We start from the raw sequence: 20,325 nt of genomic DNA on the forward strand, positions 1-20,325 counted from the left end.
TCATATTTGACAATGCTATATACCATCTTTTGTATTGGTTAATCCAAAGAAGGCAGGAGTTTGTCCGGATTCATTATGCCGTAAGGATCAAGCTGATTTTTGATGGCATGCATCAGAACGAGTTCGGCCTGTGTACGCACGCGGGGCAGCCAATGTTTTTTGATGATGCCTACGCCGTGTTCTGCGGCAATCGTACCGTGGCAGGTAAGGATGTTTTCATAAACAATGGTATTGACGGCGTCTTCGTATTGGTAGGCTTCATTGCTCAATACATTGGGCAGGAATGTATTGTAATGCAGGCTGCCGTCGCCTAAATGTCCGAAGCAAACAATTTGTATGCCGGGAAAGCGGGTTTCCAAGGCAGGGGCGCATTGGCGGACAAAGGCGGCCACTTGGGCGATAGGGACGGCGATGTCGTGTTTGATGCTGGTGCCGAGTTTGCGTTGGGAAGCGGAAATATTTTCACGCAAGGTCCATAAGTCGGAGCGCTCTTGCTCGGATTGCGCCAAGATGCTGTTTTCCCATCCGTTTTGATAGAGAAATTCGGCAAGTTTTTCATCCAAACCTGCGTCGGGAACGGAGTCGGCAAGTTCAATCAGAATATGCCATTCCGCATCGGTAGGCTTTTTGAGTTGGCTGAATTCTGAAGATAAATCGAGGGCAAAGCGGCTGATCAGCTCGAAGCTGGTCAAGCGTTCGGCAAAATGGCCTTGTACCGCAGTTAAAAGCGAGACGGCGGATTCAATATCGTCTAAACCTACCCATGCTGTCGCTTTGGTTTTGGGCTGGGCAAAGAGTTTGAGTGTGGCGGCGGTAATGATGCCCAATGTTCCTTCGCTGCCGATAAAAAGATGGCGCAAATCGTAGCCGGTCGTGTTTTTGTGCAGGGGCTGAAGGTGGGAAATCAGTTCGCCGTTTGGTAAAACGACTTCCAAACCCAATACCAAATCACGCATGCTGCCGTAACGCAAGACATTCAAACCGCCGGCATTACAGGCGATATTGCCGCCGATTTGGCAAGAGCCTTCGCTGGCAAGGCTGAGCGGAAACAGTCGTCCGGCTTCGGCTGCCGCCTTTTGAGCATTTTGCAAAATCACGCCAGCTTCAACCGTCATGCTGTTGTCGGCAAGGTTGATATCGCGGATGCGGTTGAGCTTGGAGAGATTTAGCAGTACGCCCTCGGTGGTTACCGTTGCGCCGCATAATCCGGTATTGCCGCCTTGTGGGGTTACACGGATGCGGTTTTCAAAACAGAAACGCATGATTTTCTGCACGCTCTCGACAGAGTTCGGCTGTAAGACAATATCCGGCGAAGAAACAAAACGGCGGCGTTGGTCGTTTAACAAGGCCGGAGTGGCTTCGATGATTTCAGAGGCGGAAAGAAACGCTGCAAAACGGTCGTGAAGGTGCATGGCAGTCAGGAGGAAAAGTCGGGAAGGGGAATGTGAGGAATGTAAAAAAGCAGGATACGCAATGGTATCCTGCTTTTCTTATATTCAAAAGAATATTATTTAGCAGCTTCAGAAGCGGCAGAAGCAGCGGCTTCAGTAGCAGAAGCAGCAGCTTCAGTAGCAGATGCAGCAGCTTCAGTAGCTTCGGTAGCAGCAGAAGCGGTAGCTTCAGTAGCAGATGCAGCAGCTTCAGTAGCAGATGCAGCGGCTTCGGAAGCAGCAGAAGCGGCAGAAGCAGCAGTTTCAGCAGCTTTATCAGCACCGCCACAAGCGGCCAAAGCTAAAGACAACAAAGCAGCAGCGAACAGAGATTTTTTCATTTTTAAGAACCTTTTTTAAATCGATTTAAACTAAAAATAGCCGTCAAACGGCCTGTACAGTAGAAATTCATTGCTGAATTTTTTAATATTATGCCCCACGGGATAGGTCAATGCAACGTTGCGTAACCGTTTGTTGGCTAAAATCAATACGAAAATAGTGAAAATAATGTAAATCATATTGGCGCGCGAAAAATCATCTGAAAATATTCATTATTAATGAAGATTTTAAAAATACATTGTATTCAATGAGTTGTGTATTTTTATTTGTTATAGTTTTAAGGGTTTGGAATGTTTTTGCGTTTAGGGAAATTTTTGTAATTTAGCAACTTTGTGTTGTGAAAAAGCAACTTTTGCGTATTGAAATCATTTGATTTTGCTTTTTTATATAGGCTTTTATCTTTTTGTCGTATTTGCACAAGGTATTTATTAAAGCAAGCCGATTGTTTGGTTGTGGCTGTGATAGAATAACCGTAGCGTAACTTTTAAATATTGATTAAGGACGGCATGATGTCTATTGTTAAAAATTCCGTAGTTTCCCTGCATTATGAAATGTACGATGCCAACAACCAGCTGTTGGACAAAACCGAAGAGCCGATTGCTTACCTGCATGGCGGTTATGACGGTATTTTCCCTTTGGTGGAAGAAGCGTTGCACGGCAAAAATGTAGGCGATACCGTTGAAGTGGCTTTGTCGCCTGATGATGCTTTCGGCGAGCAAGATCCTGAGCTGGTGCGCATTGAAGATGTCAGCGTGTTCCCTGTTGAAGTTGAAGTCGGCATGATGTTTGAAGCCGATGATCCGGAAACCGGCGATGTATTGATTTATCGTGTAACCGATGTTGCCGACGGCAAAGCCGTGGTGGACGGCAACCATCCTTTGGCCGGTATGAAAGTATTGTTCAAAGCGACTGTTGAGGGCGTGCGCGATGCGACTGAGGAAGAAATTGCCCACGGTCACGTACACGGTCCGCACGGTCATCACCACCACTAATCAGGCTTGAAGCATGATAAAGGCCGTCTGAAAAGGAATGAAACCTTCCTTTTCAGACGGCCTTTAAGTTTTTACAAGACAGATAAATAGGAAATTTTGGCTCAGGTCAAATCAAGCGGGGAAATATGGATTTTGTTAGAGACTACAATGAATTACATATAACGGTGCGACAAAATCTGTATTAAGATTCAGATATTGGTAAAACAGGCAGAATGCAATGAGTGAAACATTGGAGCAGCAGGCTGTAGAGGCCGGTATTGATTTAGGCTACCACGACATCAACGGTACATATCATGCGACCAAACCTGAAGTTTTGGAATCGATCGTTGCTGTTTTGGACAAAAGCAAACCGGATTCAGACGGCCTTTATCTGAATACGATGGTTGCGCATGAAAACGGCGAAGAATCTTTACAGATGCCGTCTGAATTTCATGGTGCGGAAGCGGTCGTATTGATTGATGAGGCGAATGAGTGCCAGACCTTGACTTTGTATCCGGGCGACAACGATACGCTTTGGATTAAGCTGCCCCAACTGGCTTGCGGTTATTACACCTTGTCGGCCGAGACCGGTGGCAAATGTTGCCTTGTACGCCTGATTGTTGCGCCTGAATCGGTTTACCAACCCAAACTGCTTGCCAATGGCGGACGGATGAATGGTTTGACCATGCATTTGTACAGCCTGCGTTCCGAGCGCAACTGGGGTATAGGCGACTTTACCGATTTGCTGAACCTGATGAAATATGCGGCGGAGAAAAAGCTGGATTTTGTCGGTATCAACCCTTTACACGCCTTGTTTACCAGCAAGCCTGCCTTTGCCAGCCCGTATAGCCCTTCTTCGCGCGAATGGCTTAATCCGATTTATTTGGATATCGAGAAAGTCGGCGCGTTTACTTATAACGAGCAACTGAAAAACTGGCTGGCCCAACCGAAAATCCGTCAGCGCATTGCCGCTTTACGTATTACGGAAACGGTGACTTATACAGCGGTTTGGGCATGCAAGCGTGATGCGTTGCACATGGCGTTTAACGCGTTTGAACAAGATACTTGCGAAGCTGCGGCAAATGAACGGGCTGCATTTGAAGCATTTGTATTAGAAAAAGGCAAGGCTTTGCAGGGCTTCGGTTTGTTTGAGGCTTTGGACCAGTATTACAGCCGTCCCGGACAAGTGGGTTGGCAGTCATGGCCGTCTGAATTTCATCAGCCTGATGGCGAAGCGGTAGAAAAATTCGCGCGCAGCCATGAGCGGGAAATCCGTTTTTATATGTGGTTGCAATGGCTTTGCGCGGAGCAGTTACACGAAGTCAACCAAGCCGCTGCCGAATACGGTGTCAAACTCGGCATTTACGGCGATTTGGCAGTCGGCGTGGCGCGCGGCAGCGCGGATACTTGGTTGAACCGCCAAGATTATTGTATGGACTTGTCAGTCGGCGCGCCGCCCGATCCTTTGGGGCCGACAGGGCAGAATTGGGATTTGCCGCCGCTTAATCCGTCGATGTTGAAGCATACGGGCTATGAGAAGTTTGCCCATTTGTTGCGCGAAAACATGCGCCTGTATGGCGTGTTGCGGATTGACCATGTGATGGCATTGTGTCGTTTGTGGTGGGTGTTAAACGGTAAAACAGCAGATTTCGGCGCGTATGTGCATTACGATGCCGAAGTGATGTTTGCTATTTTGGCATTGGAAAGCCGGCGCAACCGTTGCGTCATTATCGGCGAGGATTTGGGTACGGTACCCGATCAAGCGCGTTATCTGCTCAACCGCTATCAAGTGTTCTCCTACAAAGTGATGTATTTCAGCAAGGGCTGGAACGGTTTCCAATTGCCAGAAGAATACCCCGAGCAGGCGATTACGGTCATCAGTACCCACGATGTCGCGCCCTTGGCAGGTTATTGGATAGGCAAAGATTTGGATACGATGTTCAAACTCGGTACTTTGCCAGATGCAGCCGCTTTTCAGACGGCTTTGGACGAGCGCGAACACGATAAAGCCGATTTACTGGACAAATTGAAAGAAACCAGCTGTCTGGGTGCGGACATACAAATGCCGGCAAAAGCCGATGAAACCTTGCTGGCGGCTTTGCATAAATACGGCGCATTGAGTCGCAGCAAACTTTACGCCGTACAGTTGGAAAACCTGCTGGGCGTCATCGACAATCTGAATGTCCCGGGTGTAACCGAAGGCTATCCGAACTGGGCGCAAAAAATGCCGGTTTCTTTGGAAGATTTCCTACAACACCGCCTCATGGGCGGCCAACTTGCCATTATTGACGAGGTACGCATGAAAACAAACAGCCAAATCAAGACTTATCATGAACTTGACCAAATCGAGCGCGATACGGTCGAAAGCCTGTTTCTTGCCACCCATAGCGATGTGTTCGCTTATTTGGGACGACACCGCCTTGCAGAGGGCGATGAAGTGGTACGCGTTTTGATTCCCGGCGCAGTAAGCGTGGATATCGTGAACCGCCGCAGCGGCGAACTCATCGTGCCGTCTGAAAAAATTGATGAACGCGGTTTCTTTGTGGCCGTTTTGCCCGATGATGCGCCCGATTACGCTTTGCGTATCCGTTACACCGAAAACACCGAGCCAGTGATTGAAGAAGACCCTTATCATTTCAGCTCTGCGTTGCAAGACATGGATTCCTGGCTGTTGGCCGAAGGCAAACACCTGCGTCCTTATGAGACTTTAGGCGCGCATTTTGCCGAGTTGGACGGCGTGAAGGGCGTACGCTTTGCCGTCTGGGCGCCAAATGCGCAACGCGTTTCCGTTATCGGCGAATTTAACAACTGGGACGGCCGCCGCCATGTGATGCGTTTCCACCGTGACAACGGCATTTGGGACATCTTTATTCCTGCTGTCAAACTCAATGCCCTCTACAAATTTGAAATCCGCGATGCCAATGGTAATGTACGTGAAAAAGCCGACCCGTATGCTTTCGGTGCGGAACTGCGTCCGACCACGGCATCTATCGTGCGTGGTTTGCCTGACGAAGTGGAAGAACCGGCCTTCCGCGCCCGTGCCAACGCCATTGATGCGCCGATCAGCATTTATGAAGTGCATTTGGGTTCGTGGAAACGCAATCCGGAAAACAACTTTTGGCTGACTTACGAAGAGCTTGCCAAAGAATTGGTCGCATACGTCAAAGACATGGACTTTACCCATATTGAATTTCTGCCTGTTTCCGAATATCCGTTTGACGGCTCATGGGGCTATCAGGCAACCGGTTTGTATGCGCCGACCAGCCGTTTCGGTTCTCCGGAAGAATTGCGCGCCCTGATTAAAGCCGCGCACGACGAGGGTATCAGCGTTATCCTCGACTGGGTGGTCGGACACTTCCCAACCGATGATCACGGCCTGGCCAAGTTTGATGGTACCGCGCTGTACGAACACGCCGATCCGCGCGAAGGCTATCATCAAGACTGGAACACTTTGATTTACAACTTCGGCAGAAACGAAGTGAAAAACTTCCTGCAAGGCAATGCTTTGTATTGGATAGAACGTTTTGGCTTTGACGGTATCCGCGTTGACGCGGTGGCTTCGATGATTTACCGCAACTATTCGCGCAAAGATGGCGAGTGGATTCCGAACCAATACGGCGGCCATGAAAACCTTGAAGCCATCGCTTTCCTGCGCGATACCAACACCATGTTGAAAGAGGAAGTTCCGGCTGCGACTGAAATTGCTGAAGAGTCTACTTCATTCGCCAATGTAACCCGTCAAGAAGGTTTGAACTTCAGCTTCAAATGGAATATGGGCTGGATGAACGATACCTTGCGTTACATGATGGAAGACCCCATCAACCGCAAATATCACCACAACAAAATGACCTTCGGCATGATGTACCAGTACAGCGAAAACTTTGTGCTGCCGCTTTCACACGATGAAGTCGTGCACGGCAAACGCTCGCTACTCGGACGGATGCCCGGCGACTGCTGGCAACAATTCGCCAACCTGCGCGCCTACTACGGCTTTATGTACGGCTTCCCCGGTAAAAAACTTTTGTTTATGGGCAGTGAGTTTGCGCAAGGCCGCGAGTGGAACTACAACGAAGGACTGGATTGGTTCCTGCTGGAGCAAGAGGGCGGCTGGCACAAAGGCGTACAAGACTTCGTGCGCGAATTGAACCATGTCTATAAAGACAACACGCCGCTTTACCAATTAGACCAATGGCCTGAAGGCTTTGAGTGGCTGGTTGCCGATGACGGCGACAATTCCGTATTCGTCTTCGAGCGACGCGACCGCGAAGGCAACCGCGTTATCGTCATCAGCAACTTCACGCCTGTGGTGCGCGAAGGCTACCGCTTCGGTGTGAATTCTGCCGGCGAATACCGCGAAATCCTCAATTCAGACGACCTGCATTACAAAGGCAGCGGCGTTTCTGCCGGCGCAACGGTGGAGACAGAAGAAGTTTGGTCGCATGGCAAACCAAATTCCCTGTCTGTTACCGTACCGCCGTTGGCAACCGTTTACCTGTATCAGGCGGCAGTCAAAGAAGAAGCGTAAATCAACTTTGAGGGTGGGCATCATGCCTGCCCAATCAGCTGAAAATTAAAAGATAGTGACATCAATATGACTCAAGGCCGTCTGAAGGATTTTCAGACGGCCTTATATTGGACACGAAACCAAATACATACCAAGGAATCATTCTATGACTGCCAAATCATGGCATATCGAGGAAGGTAAGCCTTATCCCATGGGCGCGACCCTGACAAGCAAGGGCGCGAATTTCACCTTGTTTTCCATCAATGCCGAAAAGGTCGAATTGTGTCTGTTTGATAAGGATAAAGAAACTCGTTTGGAGATGCCTTCGCGGCGTGGTTCGGTATTTTATGGATTTGTGCCGGATGTTAAGGCAGGGCAGCGATACGGTTTTCGCGTGTATGGACGTGAAAATGCAGAATACGGCTCATGTTTTAATCCCAACAAATTGCTGATTGACCCGTATTCTAAAAAAATTGACGGCAAACCAAGCTACCGTACCGCCGAAGAAATGGCATGGTTCAGGCCGGAAGATGAACGCGACAATGCCGCCGTTGCGCCGAAAAGCGTCGTGATTGGACGCAGCCGATTTAATTGGGCCAAAGATTGCCGTCCGGAAATACCGTGGGGCAAAACCGTTATTTATGAAGCCCATGTCAAAGGGTTTACCAAGCAATTCCCCGATTTGAAATATGCAGGAACTTATAAAGCATTGTGCGATAAACGGATTTTGGCCTATTTGCAAGAATTTGGGGTAACGACGGTCGAGCTGCTGCCGATTCATTATCATTTGGACGAATACCATCTTCAGCAGATGGGCTTGAGCAATTATTGGGGCTACAACACTTATTCCCATTTTGCCGTTGAGCCGTCTTATGCCGATAATCCCGAGCGTGCGGCGTCGGAGTTTAAACAGGCGGTCAAAGCCCTGCATCAGGCAGGTTTGGAAGTGATTTTGGATGTCGTGTACAACCACACGGCAGAGCAGGACGACAAAGGCCCGATGCTGTGTCAGCGCGGTATCGACAACACCTTATGGTATTGGCACACCCCTTACGGCAATTATGAAAACTGGTCGGGTTGCGGCAATACGCTCAATATTGTCCGGCGCGACGTTACCCGTTGGGCGGCAGACAGCCTGCGCTATTGGGCTGAAGAGTTTCATATCGACGGCTTCCGTTTCGATTTGGGAACCGTATTGGGACGCGAGCCCGATTTCCAATCGTATGGCCGTTTTTTCCAAGTCTTGTATCAAGACCCGGTTTTGGCCGGTTTGAAACTGATTGTCGAAGCATGGGACATCGGCGAGGGTGGCTATCACTTGGGCAATTTCCCGCAACCTTTTGCCGAATGGAACGGCCGTTTCCGCGATGATATGCGCGCGTTTTGGTCGTGGGAAAGCGGTAATTTGGGTGCATTTGCCGAACGTTTGGCCGGGTCGTCCGATATTTTCAACCACAGCGGCCGCCACCCTTCTGCTAGCATCAACTTCATCACTGCACACGACGGCTTCACTCTGCGCGATTTGGTCAGCTACAACGAAAAACACAACGAAGCCAACGGCGAAAACAACCGTGACGGGCATAATGAAAACATCAGCTACAACCACGGCGTAGAAGGTGAAACCGATGATGAAGAGGTTTTGCTCAACCGCGAATACACTTCCAAAGCGCTGCTTGCCTCCTTGTTTTTATCCAACGGTACGCCCATGCTTTTGGCGGGCGATGAGTTCGGCAACAGTCAGCAAGGCAACAACAACAGCTACTGCCAAGATAATCCGATTACATGGTTGGATTGGCAAAATGAGCCTCATGAGTTGCAAAATTACACTCAAGAGCTGATACGCGTACGCAGCCGAATCAAGCTGCTGACAGATGATTGCTGGTGGGAAAAAGAGCGTGTGCAATGGCTCAATGCCGATAGCAGCCCGATGACCGAATATTGTTGGCACAACAGGGGCAGCAAGGCGATTCAGGTTGTTTTGGACGACGAGTGGCTGCTGTTGGTCAATGCCAAACGTAGTCGTCAGTTATTTAACCTGCCTCAAGGCAATTGGGAAATTTCTTGCGTACCATCTGAGAAATTTAATTACGAAGAATCAGGAAAATGTGTTGTTGAGCATATGGGGATTTGGATTTTACATAAAACAAATTAAATGAGAATTAAACTATTGGTTGATTAACTCTTTGATATTTTGTTGGTATTTGTTCATTTTTGGCTTCGTGGTATAAATCGAAAATGCCGATAAGATGATGAATGGTTTAATTGTTAATTGAATGTTTTATAAAGAAAAATATATCCTTTTTTTAAATCTTTCCGCTATAATCCCCTTATTTTGTAACAAATCTACGCACCATTCCTTTCAGACGGCCTGTTGCCGTTGTCAGGCCGTCTGAAAACCGAGTTTCGTTGTTTTTAATAAAACCATCAGGCGCGTTGTCCAGTGCCTCACGCTAGAGAAAGGCTTCCATGGCTAAGAAAAAACTCCCCATCTCCGGTTATGATTATGTAATGCCTAAACCGGATGCCGAAACCATCCGTAAATCCATCGTTTACAAGCTGATTTTCATCTTGGGCGTAGATCCGAAGGAGGCAACTTCACACCAATGGCTCAACGCCGCCATGCTTGCCGCGCGTGACCTGATTGCAGAAGATTTCCTTAAAACACGCCGTGCCCACATCGACAACAGCAAACGCATGGTTTATTACCTGTCTATGGAATTCCTGCTCGGCCGTTCGTTTGTCAACGCGCTGATTAACGAAGGCGTTTACGCCGAGTTTGAAGAAGCCTTCAAGCAACTGGGCAAAGAATTTGCCGATGTCTGCGAACAAGAAGAAGATCCAGGTTTGGGTAACGGCGGTTTGGGCCGTCTGGCCGCCTGCTTCCTCGACTCTTTGGCAACCCTGCGCATTCCGGCCATGGGCTACGGTATCCGTTACCAATACGGTATGTTCAAACAAGAAATCGTGGATGGCCAACAAGTTGAAAAACCCGATTTGTGGCTCGACCAAGATTTGGCATGGCAATTTGCCCGTCCGAACAAACAATATTCCGTCCGTTTCGGCGGCCAAGTATTGAACTTGGGCAACAAAAAAGAATGGCAGCCGAGCGAAGAAATCTCCGCTTGGGCATACGATGAAATTATTCCGGGCTATGGCGGCGAATGTGCCAACCCATTGCGCTTGTGGACTGCACACGCAGGCAACCTGTTCGACCTTGCCGACTTCAACCGAGGCGATTATGCCTCTGCCGTTCGCGCACAAAACAGTGACGAAAACATCTCACGCGTTCTGTATCCGAACGACTCTACCGATTCCGGCCGCGAATTGCGCCTGAAGCAAGAATACTTCTTGGTTTCCGCTTCTGTTCAAGACATTGTTGCCCGCCACAAATGCCGTTTCCCAAGCATCCACACTTTGGCAGACGAAGTCGCCATCCACTTGAACGACACCCATCCGGTGCTCGCTATTCCTGAATTGATGCGCATCCTGATTGATGAAGAGGGCATCGCATGGACTGAAGCATGGAATATGTGCTGTAAGATTTTCTCTTACACCAACCACACATTGATGAGCGAAGCCTTGGAAACTTGGCAGGTTGACCTGATGGGCCGTCTGCTGCCGCGCCACTTGGACATCATCTTTGAAATCAACGCCTACTTCCTCAATGCCTTACGCGCCATCGGCAACTTCGACGACGACTTTGTCCGCCGCGTATCCATCATTGACGAAACCCACGGCCGTCGTGTCCGCATGGCATGGCTTGCCGTGATCGGTTCGCACAAAGTCAACGGCGTGGCAAAAATCCACTCCGATTTGATGACCACATCCATCTTCGCCGACTTTGCCAAAGTGTTCCCGGAACGCTTTACCAACGTGACCAACGGCGTAACTCCGCGCCGCTGGATCAACATCGCCAACCCGGGCTTGACCAAATTCTTGGACAAACATCTGGGCGACGAAGACTGGCGTCTGCATTTGGATAACCTGACCAAGCTCAACGACAAAGTGGACGATGCCTCCGTACAGGCAGAATTCGGCGAAGTGAAAAAAGCCGCCAAAGAGCGCCTTGCCAAATACATCGAAACCGAGCTGGGCATCAAAGTTAACACCGATGCACTTTTCGACATCCAAATCAAACGTATCCACGAGTACAAACGTCAAGCATTGAACGTGATGCACATCGTCGACCGTTACAACAAAATCCTGGAAAATCCGGATTTCGATTGGCAGCCGCGTGTGTTCATCTTTGCCGGTAAAGCCGCTTCCGCTTATTACATGGCGAAGAAAATCATCCGTCTGATTAATGATGTTGCCAAAGTCATCAACAATGACACCCGTATCCGTAACCTGATTAAAGTCGTTTACATCCCGAATTACAGCGTCAGCCTTGCCCAAATCATCATCCCAGCCGCCGATTTGCACGAACAGATTTCACTGGCAGGTACAGAAGCATCCGGTACCAGCAACATGAAATTTGCCCTCAACGGCGCAATCTGTATGGGTACACTGGACGGCGCGAACGTTGAGATTTTGGAAAAAGTCGGCGCGGACAACTGCTATATCTTCGGTAACACCGTCGAGCAAGTCGAAGAAATCCGCCGCAACGGTTACGACCCATTGAGCTATATCGAGCGAGACAGCGACCTGCGCCGCGTCGTCAACCAAATCAGCCAAGGCACTTTCTCTCCGGAAGAGCCAAACCGCTACAACGACGTGTTGCAACCATACGGCGACTTCTATCAACTGATGGCCGATTTCCGCAGCTACATCGACACGCAATACAAAGCGGACGAGCACTACCGCAACGTATCCGCATGGCGCAAATCAGCCTTGATCAACATCGCCAACATGGGCTTCTTCTCATCCGACCGCTCCATCGCCGACTACTGCCGCGATATTTGGTACATCAAACCATTGAGCGAAGAAGAACTGCCCAGCAGAAATTAAGCGTTGAGCAGATAGCGAAAGCCGATACATCAGGAAGGTGTATCGGCTTTTTTTCAGACGGCATGATATAGAAACGAGTAAAACAGTATGGTTGTATCGCTGTTTTAGTGTATTGCTAAATGACTCAATTTAAAATCGGTATTTAAAATTTAGTAGCCATTCATTCTGACGGTAGCGGTAATGTGCTGTATTGCTGAGTACGATGTATTCAAACCCTAAAACCTGCCCTTGATGCCGAAGGTAATTGTCCTGCCCGGGCCGGGGACAGGGGTGCTGGACATCGGGTCTAGATAATAGCGGTTGGCAAGGTTGGTAACGCCGAAATTCAAGTCTATATGTTTCCCTATGCGGTAGCGGGCATAGGCATCCAAAAGGGTGGCGGCGTGCCAGCCGTAGGGTTTGCCGTTGCGCTCATACACCTGCCCCGCTCCGTCGGCAATCAGCTTGTCGTAGTTTTTCCGCTCCGCTTTGCTGTGATGGATGGCACGCATGCCCAATTCCAGTTTTTCATTAAAGAAGCGTGTACCGACATCGAGGGTAAGCGAATATTTCGGCTGCAGGGACTGGAAGAAGCGGCTGAGGCCGAAGCCGCCTTCAAGACATTCGGGTACGCGTTGCAGGTAATAGTCGAATTTGAAGGCGATGCCCTTGTCGCACACCATATGTTTCAAGCGGTAAGTGCCGCCGAGAGAGGCGAAGAAGCGGCCGTTGTCGAGGCGGCTTTGCAGCTCCACCCCCTTGCTGATTGCCTTGTCGTATTGGATCATGCCGCCGTCCATATTCGAGGTGTCGATTTGGTTTTTGATTTTATTGCTGTAGTAGGTGAGGCGGAGGTCGCCTTGGCGCAGTTTGGCGAAATGCGGGGCGAAATTGAAGTTGTAGCCGACTTCCCAGTTGGTGCTTTTTTCCGGCTTCAGGCTGTATTCGGCCACGGTTTGGCTGCCGTACAGCCCGCCGCTGCCGGTGGCGGCGGTCAGTTCGTAGAGGCTGGGGAAGCGGCTCATGCGGGCATAGCGGGCGAAGAGGCGGTGGTTGTCGGCAATATCGTAGCTGACCGACAGCATGGGCGACCAGGAATACGCGTGCTGCTCCTGCGGCATGCGCCAGCGTTCGGCTTCGCTGAATTGATGCCGGATCCAAGCGGTACGGTTTAGGTCGCTATTGAATTCCAGTGCTTGATCATTGCCGGTTTTTGATGGTAGTTGGTTTTCATTGGCCATACGGTCCGTTGTTTCGCTTACCGAACCGGGTGTTATGCCTATATGTGATCCGGGAATATAACGGCGGTAGCTGCCGCGTTTTCCTTGCGGGTTGTTTACTCTCTCGCGGTACATTTCCGGCGTAATTTGTACTTTGTCGGGGGCAAATTTTCCTACATTCATTGGAATGATCTGTTTGCGGCGCAGTACATATAGTACATCGGTATTTTTATTACCGTCCGTATACTGAACAAAATTTCCATCAGATTTGGCGTAAAACCGAGTATCCTGACCAACGAGAGTATCATGCGGATCAAAATCGTAACCATTTTTTTCCTTAAAACGGCGGTTAAGGTCTTGATATTCTGCAACCTGACCCCCGATCCTATCGGGATCATAAAGCTGCAACATCCGCTGCTGGTTGGCAATATCTTCTTCATCCGCCAATTCAAAATACGGCATCATCAGGCCGGTAACATAGCTGTCCGAACCCAGGCCGTACTGATACCAGGGGTTGCGTGCGGCACGCTGCCGCGCCAGTTCGATATTGTTCCCCTTATAGTTCTGATAGCGAACGCCCGCCTGTATGTTCAGGCGGGAAGTTGGTTTCCAGTCGAAGACCAGGTTCGCGCCCCATTCGCGCTTTTTCGCCGACTGAGGGCCGCCCAAGGCCGCCATGCGGGTCAGTACGCCGAAAGTATTCATCAAATCATTGCTGTCGGCGGTATCGGTGCGCTCTTCCAGCGTTTCGCGCTGGTAGTCGGCGGCAAGGGTGAGGCTGAGTTTGTCGGAAAGGCGGAAGCGGTTGCTGAGGTTGAAGCCGTTGCGGACGACGTCGGTACGCTGCCGCGCGCCGGGAACGATGATGCGGTCCGGGTGTTCGATGTAGTAGCGTTCCTGGTTTAGTTTTTGCTTCAGCTCCGCTAGATTCATCATCTTGCCGATTTGGTTGGTCTGGTCGGTCATCACATTTTTGTCGGCAGGAGTGATGGCGTAGTAGCCGCCTGTATGTCCCATCCAACGGTCTGTAATTGCACGGTTGTTTTCATCGTATTCTGCCAGCTTGCGGGCGATTTTGTCGGGCGTATCTTCTATCATGCGCAGCACTTCTTCATGGGTTCGCGCCGAGCCGTAGGCGTTCCACGTCATCGCGTCTTCGCAGCTTTCCCCCCGCAGGTTGGGCGAGGGCTGTTTGCGTATGTTGCACCAGTACCAGATGTCGTAGTCCGTGTCAGGCGTAATGACGCCGACGACGGGGCCGCCGCTCTGATGGCGGTTGCTGTCGGTCTTCACCCGCCACATATCGGCCTGAAAATCTATCCATTTGTTGTACTGCGGCTTCCATTCTTAGCCGATTTTGTAGGTTTTGCTGTCAATTTTCGTGCCTATGCCCGGAGCCTGCTGCGCGGGTTCGTCTAGGGATTGCTCGGCGAAACCGAGTATCCATGCCGTTATCAGGGGATTGATTTCGCCGAAGCCGATTTTGTTGTCCATATATTGCAGGCTGATTTTTTGGTTGCTTGGCAGATACCAGTTGTTTTTCAGCAGCAGGGTTTTGGTGTCGGTGTGGCTGTTCATGATTTCTTCGCCCGGCCTGAACAGGACGGCCATATTGGGTACTAGACTGGAAGACGATTTGCAGAGTATGTCTTTTTCCAGTTGCGATTTGTCGGGATACTGATCGTAACAGGCATCTGCACCGTAAATGGGGTTGTTGAGGTAGCTTTGATAACCGCGTTTGCCCGCGTAGTAGTTACCTTTTTGGCGGTGGCTATATGCGGCAAGGCCGTCTGTAATGTCGGTTTTGAAGGCGGCGGACAACATCAGCTGCCTGTCGTCTTTGAAGTTGGTGTGGCTTTTGCCACCCGCATACTTCGTACCCGCTATGCCTTCGTCCAACAACAGGGCGGTGGGGGAAGGTTTGCCGGTATAGCCGGTTAATACATCGGGCATACCCGATACCCCGTCCGCCGTCGCGCCTATGGGCGAGAGGGTGCGGTAGTCGCGGCCTAAGAATTGGCGCAGGTCGTTTTTCTGCGCCACGGTGTTGCCGGAAAACTCGGTTTTGACTTCGATCCCCCAGTTTCTTCCTTCGGGGATGATGTCGGAAGGTTCGATGGTGCGGATGGACATCGCGCCGCCCACGCCCGATTTCACGCCGCGCGTCATGGCGGGGCTTTTTTCCACCGCGATGCTGCGGAACAGGGCGGGGTCGAGGTAGTTGCGGTCGCCCACGCCGTAGTTGTTGAGCCAGACATCGACCGTTTGCTCCGTGCCATCCAACGTTACGGGGATGCGGCCCTTGCCGGTGATGCCGCGTATGTTGGGCGTAATCGCGCCGCCGGCGGTGCGGGTGTTCATGTTGTACACGCCGTTTAGGCCTTTGAGCACGTCGCCGGCGGATTGGACGCGGTAGCGTTCGAGGTATTCTTTGCCGACATAGGCGTTGGAGACGTTTTTGTAATACACGTCGTCCGCGCCTTTTTGGTCGTTGGTACGTTTGCCACTGACAACAACGGTATCCAATTCCTGGTATTGTTCTGGTCGAGCTGAGGTTTCGATGGCATTGGCAACGGTTAATGTACTGAATGCGCTGGCAAGGCTGAGAATAATTATTTTGGGTTTGGGAGTAAAAGTAGACATAGTTTCTCTTTGTTAAGAACTTAATATAAGAGGTTAAAATACTCTTTTATATAAAAAATATAAAATTTTTAAATATTATTAATATTTATATCATAATTGATTATTCTTATCATTATTGAAATAATCTAATAAATAGTCGTTTTTATCATAATTTTATTTGGATAATATTCAGATAAATAGAAATATGAAAAGGCCGTCTGAAAATGTTCAGACGGCCTTTTGTTTCATTTACTTTGAGAATCAATCAAGCAAGATTATTTTTCAGCTTCTTCAAAACCGACGACTTCTAAGCCGAAGCCGGTGAGGCCGGTGAAGGATGATGGCTGGCCGAGGACGCGCAGTTTTTTGACGTTGAGGCCGGCGAGGATTTGTGCGCCTATGCCGTAACTTTTGCTGTCCCATTTGTAGGCTTGGTTTGCGCCTTTGGGCAGGGTGCGGTCGAGCAGGGTGGCGCCGTCTTCGGTACGGTGTAGGAGGATGACTACGCCGCTTTCGGCTTGTTGGATGCGCTCAAGGGCTTTGGGCAGCGACCATGAATGGCGCGGATTGGCTTGGATGAAGTCCATGACGCTGAAGGGTTCGTGGACGCGGACGAGGGTTTCTTCGTCGGCGGTTGGTGTGCCTTTGACGAGGGCGAGGTGGGTTTCGCCGGAGAGTTTGTCGACGTAAACGTGTTGTTGGAACTCGCCCCATGGGGTTTGTACGGGTGCGTTGCCCATGTCTTCAAGCAGGCTTTCGGTACGGCTGCGATATTCGATGAGGTCGGTAATGGTGCCGATTTTGAGATTGTGTTCTTCGGCGAACCTCATCAGTTCGGGCATACGCGCCATGGTGCCGTCGTCGTTGATGATTTCGCAGATGACAGCGGCAGGAATCAGACCGTTCATTTGTGCCAGGTCAACGCCGGCTTCTGTGTGTCCGGCGCGGACGAGTACGCCGCCTTTTTGGGCGCGCAGTGGGAAGATGTGGCCGGGTTGGACGATGTCTTCTGGTTTGGCGGATGGGGAAACGGCGGTTTGAATGGTCAGGGCGCGGTCGGCGGCGGAAATGCCGGTGGTAATGCCGAGGGCGGCTTCGATGGAGACGGTAAAGTTGGTGCCGTATTGTGCGCCGTTTTTCTGGGTCATCATGGGCAGGCCGAGTTTTTCGACCATTTCGCCGTCCATCGGCAGGCAGACCAAGCCGCGTGCGTTTTTGATCATGAAGTTGATGGCTTCTGGGGTAACGAATTGGGCGGCCATCAGCAAGTCGCCTTCGTTTTCGCGGTCTTCGGCATCGGTGATGATGACCATTTTGCCGGCTTTGATGTCTGCTAGGATTTCGGGGATGGTGGAGATGTGGGACATGGTATTTCTTTCTTGGCTGATGGTGGGGGTGTGGCGGTCTTGGTGGTCTTGATCCAGCCACATGTCAGGCATATTGGCTGCCTGCTCGATTTTTCGGGCTTTTTTCTCGCCGAAAGATTTGTTTTTCAGCAGTGCGGACAGCTCGCCTTGGTTGATGGCGATGGCTTGGGCAAACTTGGTCTGCTGGCCGTTGTGGTGTTGTGTTATCCATTGCCGCAGGTTGTGGCGGCGCAGGTTGGTGGTATTCATGATGAGATGAAATTGAATTGTGTGTAATGGATTGTAGTCTTGTCTTTACCAAAAGGCAAACTTTGTTTATTGGGATTTTTTATTACTTTTTGGTAATAAGTTTTAATGTTTCAGACGGCCTGGGTATGGCTTGAAATTGACGGTTTTGGGAGAATATGGGGAATGTTTTGATGATTATTTTAACGGGGGATATTTGAAATGAAAATGTTTGGGCGCGGATTGGTCGTGCTGGTGTTGTGTGTGTTGACGGCTGCAGGCGGCTGGTTTTATGCCCTGCATGGTCAGAACGAAGAACATCAGGTTTTGTCCCGTGAGGGGGTTTTGATGCAGATTAAGCAGATGAACCGCTTGGAAAGTACGGCATTTTATATCGATACGATTATCCGTACGGAGAAAAAAGGGGATTGGCGCAGGCTTTGGCAGGATTCTCAAAGCGGTATTTTTATTGTGCGCGGTAAGGTGTTGGCCGGTTTGGATTTGGACAAGTTAGGCGCGGACAATGTCAATATTGTGGACGACAAGGTATTGATTAGCCTGCCGGCGGTGGAAATCTTGAGCGTGGATTTGGAAAATATCGAAGTGTACGATATTCAGACCGGCTCGTTTAATTTGCTGCCTATGGATAAGTCTGTATTTAAGACGGTGCAGGAAGAAGCGAAACGGCAGGTATTGCAAAGCGCATGTAAGGCTGAGATTTTGGAACATGCCAACCGTCAGGCGCAAATGCAGTTGGAAAACCTGTTTGCATTGACTCAAACGAAGGTATCCGTCTATCCGGCCGCGGTAGGGAAATGCGGTTAAATAGATTGCTTGAAAAGATAAGGCCGTCTGAAAAATTTTCAGACGGCCTTTGTTTCTTGTAGCCATTAACCGCGGCGTAAAACGGCGGTATTGATGTATTTTTGAATGCCGGTGGCAATGGCTTGGGCGCATTGTTGGCGGAAGGATTCGCTGCCGAGTAGCCGCTCTTCGGTAGGGTTGGAGAGGAAGGCGGTTTCCACCAAAATGGACGGAACATCCGGCGCGCGGAGGACAGCAAAGTTGGCCTCGTCAACGCGGCCTTTGTGCAGTTGGTTGAGTTTGCCCAATTCGGTCAAGACGGAATGGCCGAGCTTGCGGCTGTCGCGCAAGGTTGCGGTTTGGGTCATGTCCAAAATCGTGTTGTCGACGTTGCGGTTGCCGCTGGATTGTACACCGCCGATGGCGTCGGCGTTGTTTTGGGTTTGGGCAAGGAATTTTGCTGCCGAGCTGGTTGCGCCTTTGGTATTGAGCATATATACGCCGGTACCGCGAGCGGAAGGGCTGGTAAAGGCATCGGCGTGGATGGACACGAATACGTCGGCATTGCGCGCACGGCCTTTGGCAACGCGTACGCCCAATGGGATAAAGATGTCTTCGTTGCGCGTCATGAATACGTTGTAACCCAAGGCTTCAAGGCGTTTTTTGGTTTCGCGGGCGATGGAGAGTACGACGTTTTTTTCTTTAAGTCCGCTTGGGCCTATTGCTCCAGGGTCTTCGCCACCGTGACCGGGATCGATCATAATCACGGGACGGCGGTTGCCACCGCTGCCGCGATTGTTTTTAGGGGCAGGGGTGTCGTATGCGATATTAGTATTTTGACGTTGTTTGGGAACATTGCCGTTGAGCAAGGCCATCATCGGGTCGTTGGCATCTGTGCCGTGCGGATAGAGGTCGATAACCAAGCGGTTTCTGAAGTTGCCGACGGGGGCGAGTGCGAAGACTTGCGGATGGGTGCTTTGTTTAAGGTCGATAACGATACGCACGGTATTGGGCGTATTTTGACCGGCGCGAATGCTGCGGATAAAAGGGTCGTTAGACAGCACTTTGCTGGAAATGCCTTGCAGGACGCTGTTGATTTCCGCTCCTTGAATATCTACAACCAACCGGCTGGGGTTGTCCAACATAAAATGTTGGTATTTCATCGAGTGGTTGCTCTCAAGGGTAACGCGTGTGTAGGCGTTCGCCGGCCAAATGCGGACGGCAAGGAATTGCGCAGGAGAGGCCGGTTTGGCCAATGCGGCACCAACGGGCGTGAGGGTGAGAAATAGTCCTGTGCCTTGACGGAGAATGTGTCTTCTAGTTAATTTGACCATGATTCTAAACTTTTTCGGCCTTGGTTTGTGTGGGCGGAAAAGGTGCAGGTTCTGCCCTTATCGGTGTACGTCAATGTAATGGTAATGTCTGCCGGAGGCGTGAATTCCCCACCTTGCTGCGGCCATTCGATGAGGCAGACGCTGTCGGGCGCAAACAATTCGTCCAAACCTGCATCTTCCCATTCCTCGGGCATGGTAAAGCGGTAGAGGTCGAAATGGTGGAGGGTGAATGTATCCAGCGGATAAGATTCGACAATGGTGTAAGTCGGGCTTTTGACTACGCCCGTATGCCTCAGTCCGCGCAAAATCCCGCGTGTCAGCGTGGTTTTGCCTGCACCCAGCCCACCTTCAAGATAGATGGTCAGCGGAGCGGAAAGCTGCTTGCTCCATTCTTCACCCAGTTGCAGGGTTGCTTCTTCATCGGGCAGAAAACGGGTGTACAGTCCGTTTGAGTGCATGGAATAGGCCTTGTCGTTCAAAAGGCTTAATTATGATGGAATTGGCGGCGTTTGCAAACCTAATAGACGATAAAGTTAGATAAAGATAGTGTTGAGGCCGTCTGAAAACGGAATTCAGACGGCCT

Annotated in this window: 10 protein-coding genes and 1 pseudogene; 5 read left to right on the forward strand and 6 right to left on the reverse strand. The window is 50.3% G+C overall.

Going from position 1 to position 20,325, the window contains the following annotated elements; translation table 11 throughout:
- Nucleotides 1-38: 38 nt before the first annotated feature.
- Both HMPREF3022_RS00090 and HMPREF3022_RS00095 read right to left on the reverse strand, forming a co-directional pair.
- Nucleotides 39-1,412 (reverse strand): FAD-binding oxidoreductase, encoded by a 1,374-nt coding sequence (locus tag HMPREF3022_RS00090; RefSeq protein ID WP_070764924.1) that lies wholly within the window; start codon nucleotides 1,410-1,412, stop codon nucleotides 39-41.
- A gap of 95 nt (nucleotides 1,413-1,507) precedes the next feature.
- Complete coding sequence (locus tag HMPREF3022_RS00095; protein ID WP_049333183.1) at nucleotides 1,508-1,771, reverse strand: hypothetical protein; 264 nt, start codon at nucleotides 1,769-1,771, stop codon at nucleotides 1,508-1,510.
- 507 nt (nucleotides 1,772-2,278) lie between these two features.
- On the opposite strand from HMPREF3022_RS00095, the gene HMPREF3022_RS00100 reads away from it, so the two are divergent.
- From HMPREF3022_RS00100 to HMPREF3022_RS00115, 4 genes are all read left to right on the forward strand, one after another.
- Nucleotides 2,279-2,761: an FKBP-type peptidyl-prolyl cis-trans isomerase gene (locus tag HMPREF3022_RS00100; protein ID WP_003683125.1), complete on the forward strand. Its 483-nt coding sequence runs from the start codon at nucleotides 2,279-2,281 to the stop codon at nucleotides 2,759-2,761.
- 217 nt (nucleotides 2,762-2,978) lie between these two features.
- Complete coding sequence (gene glgB, locus HMPREF3022_RS00105; RefSeq protein WP_049333185.1) at nucleotides 2,979-7,265, forward strand: 1,4-alpha-glucan branching protein GlgB; 4,287 nt, start codon at nucleotides 2,979-2,981, stop codon at nucleotides 7,263-7,265.
- A 145-nt stretch (nucleotides 7,266-7,410) separates the two neighbouring features.
- Entirely contained in the window at nucleotides 7,411-9,396 is a 1,986-nt protein-coding gene (gene glgX, locus HMPREF3022_RS00110; RefSeq protein ID WP_070764925.1) for a glycogen debranching protein GlgX, read from the forward strand.
- Between the two features lie 314 nt (nucleotides 9,397-9,710).
- Entirely contained in the window at nucleotides 9,711-12,191 is a 2,481-nt protein-coding gene (locus HMPREF3022_RS00115; RefSeq protein WP_070764926.1) for a glycogen/starch/alpha-glucan phosphorylase, read from the forward strand.
- A gap of 215 nt (nucleotides 12,192-12,406) precedes the next feature.
- On the opposite strand, the pseudogene tdfG reads toward HMPREF3022_RS00115, so the two are convergent.
- Both tdfG and ribBA read right to left on the reverse strand, forming a co-directional pair.
- Nucleotides 12,407-16,033 (reverse strand): annotated as a pseudogene (tdfG, locus tag HMPREF3022_RS00120) (TonB-dependent receptor TdfG).
- A 254-nt stretch (nucleotides 16,034-16,287) separates the two neighbouring features.
- Nucleotides 16,288-17,631 carry a bifunctional 3,4-dihydroxy-2-butanone-4-phosphate synthase/GTP cyclohydrolase II gene (gene ribBA / locus HMPREF3022_RS00125; protein ID WP_210399647.1) on the reverse strand — a complete coding sequence of 448 codons (1,344 nt, stop codon included), beginning with the start codon at nucleotides 17,629-17,631 and terminating at the stop codon, nucleotides 16,288-16,290.
- 195 nt (nucleotides 17,632-17,826) lie between these two features.
- On the opposite strand from ribBA, the gene HMPREF3022_RS00130 reads away from it, so the two are divergent.
- Nucleotides 17,827-18,429 (forward strand): DUF4230 domain-containing protein, encoded by a 603-nt coding sequence (locus HMPREF3022_RS00130; protein ID WP_070764928.1) that lies wholly within the window; start codon nucleotides 17,827-17,829, stop codon nucleotides 18,427-18,429.
- Between the two features lie 65 nt (nucleotides 18,430-18,494).
- Here HMPREF3022_RS00130 and HMPREF3022_RS00135 read toward each other — a convergent pair whose 3' ends face one another.
- Both HMPREF3022_RS00135 and tsaE read right to left on the reverse strand, forming a co-directional pair.
- On the reverse strand, nucleotides 18,495-19,742 hold the full coding sequence (locus HMPREF3022_RS00135) for an N-acetylmuramoyl-L-alanine amidase (protein ID WP_049333202.1): 1,248 nt from the start codon (nucleotides 19,740-19,742) through the stop codon (nucleotides 18,495-18,497).
- On the reverse strand, nucleotides 19,730-20,200 hold the full coding sequence (gene tsaE, locus HMPREF3022_RS00140; RefSeq protein WP_049333205.1) for a tRNA (adenosine(37)-N6)-threonylcarbamoyltransferase complex ATPase subunit type 1 TsaE: 471 nt from the start codon (nucleotides 20,198-20,200) through the stop codon (nucleotides 19,730-19,732). The genes HMPREF3022_RS00135 and tsaE overlap by 13 nt, the downstream gene beginning before the upstream one ends.
- Nucleotides 20,201-20,325: the final 125 nt, after the last annotated feature.

The sequence above is a fragment of the Neisseria sp. HMSC065C04 genome (assembly GCF_001815375.1).
Classification (GTDB): Bacteria; Pseudomonadota; Gammaproteobacteria; order Burkholderiales; family Neisseriaceae; genus Neisseria; species Neisseria flavescens_D.

What these genes read in the sequence shown, in the direction of transcription:
- glgX (WP_070764925.1), top strand. Translation starts at nt 7,411, where the DNA reads ATGACTGCCAAATCATGGCATATCGAGGAAGGTAAGCCTTATCCCATG.
- glgB (WP_049333185.1), top strand. Translation starts at nt 2,979, where the DNA reads ATGAGTGAAACATTGGAGCAGCAGGCTGTAGAGGCCGGTATTGATTTA.
- HMPREF3022_RS00115 (WP_070764926.1), top strand. Translation starts at nt 9,711, where the DNA reads ATGGCTAAGAAAAAACTCCCCATCTCCGGTTATGATTATGTAATGCCT.
- HMPREF3022_RS00130 (WP_070764928.1), top strand. Translation starts at nt 17,827, where the DNA reads ATGAAAATGTTTGGGCGCGGATTGGTCGTGCTGGTGTTGTGTGTGTTG.
- HMPREF3022_RS00095 (WP_049333183.1), bottom strand. Translation starts at nt 1,771, where the DNA reads ATGAAAAAATCTCTGTTCGCTGCTGCTTTGTTGTCTTTAGCTTTGGCC.
- HMPREF3022_RS00100 (WP_003683125.1), top strand. Translation starts at nt 2,279, where the DNA reads ATGTCTATTGTTAAAAATTCCGTAGTTTCCCTGCATTATGAAATGTAC.
- HMPREF3022_RS00135 (WP_049333202.1), bottom strand. Translation starts at nt 19,742, where the DNA reads ATGGTCAAATTAACTAGAAGACACATTCTCCGTCAAGGCACAGGACTA.
- tsaE (WP_049333205.1), bottom strand. Translation starts at nt 20,200, where the DNA reads ATGCACTCAAACGGACTGTACACCCGTTTTCTGCCCGATGAAGAAGCA.
- HMPREF3022_RS00090 (WP_070764924.1), bottom strand. Translation starts at nt 1,412, where the DNA reads ATGCACCTTCACGACCGTTTTGCAGCGTTTCTTTCCGCCTCTGAAATC.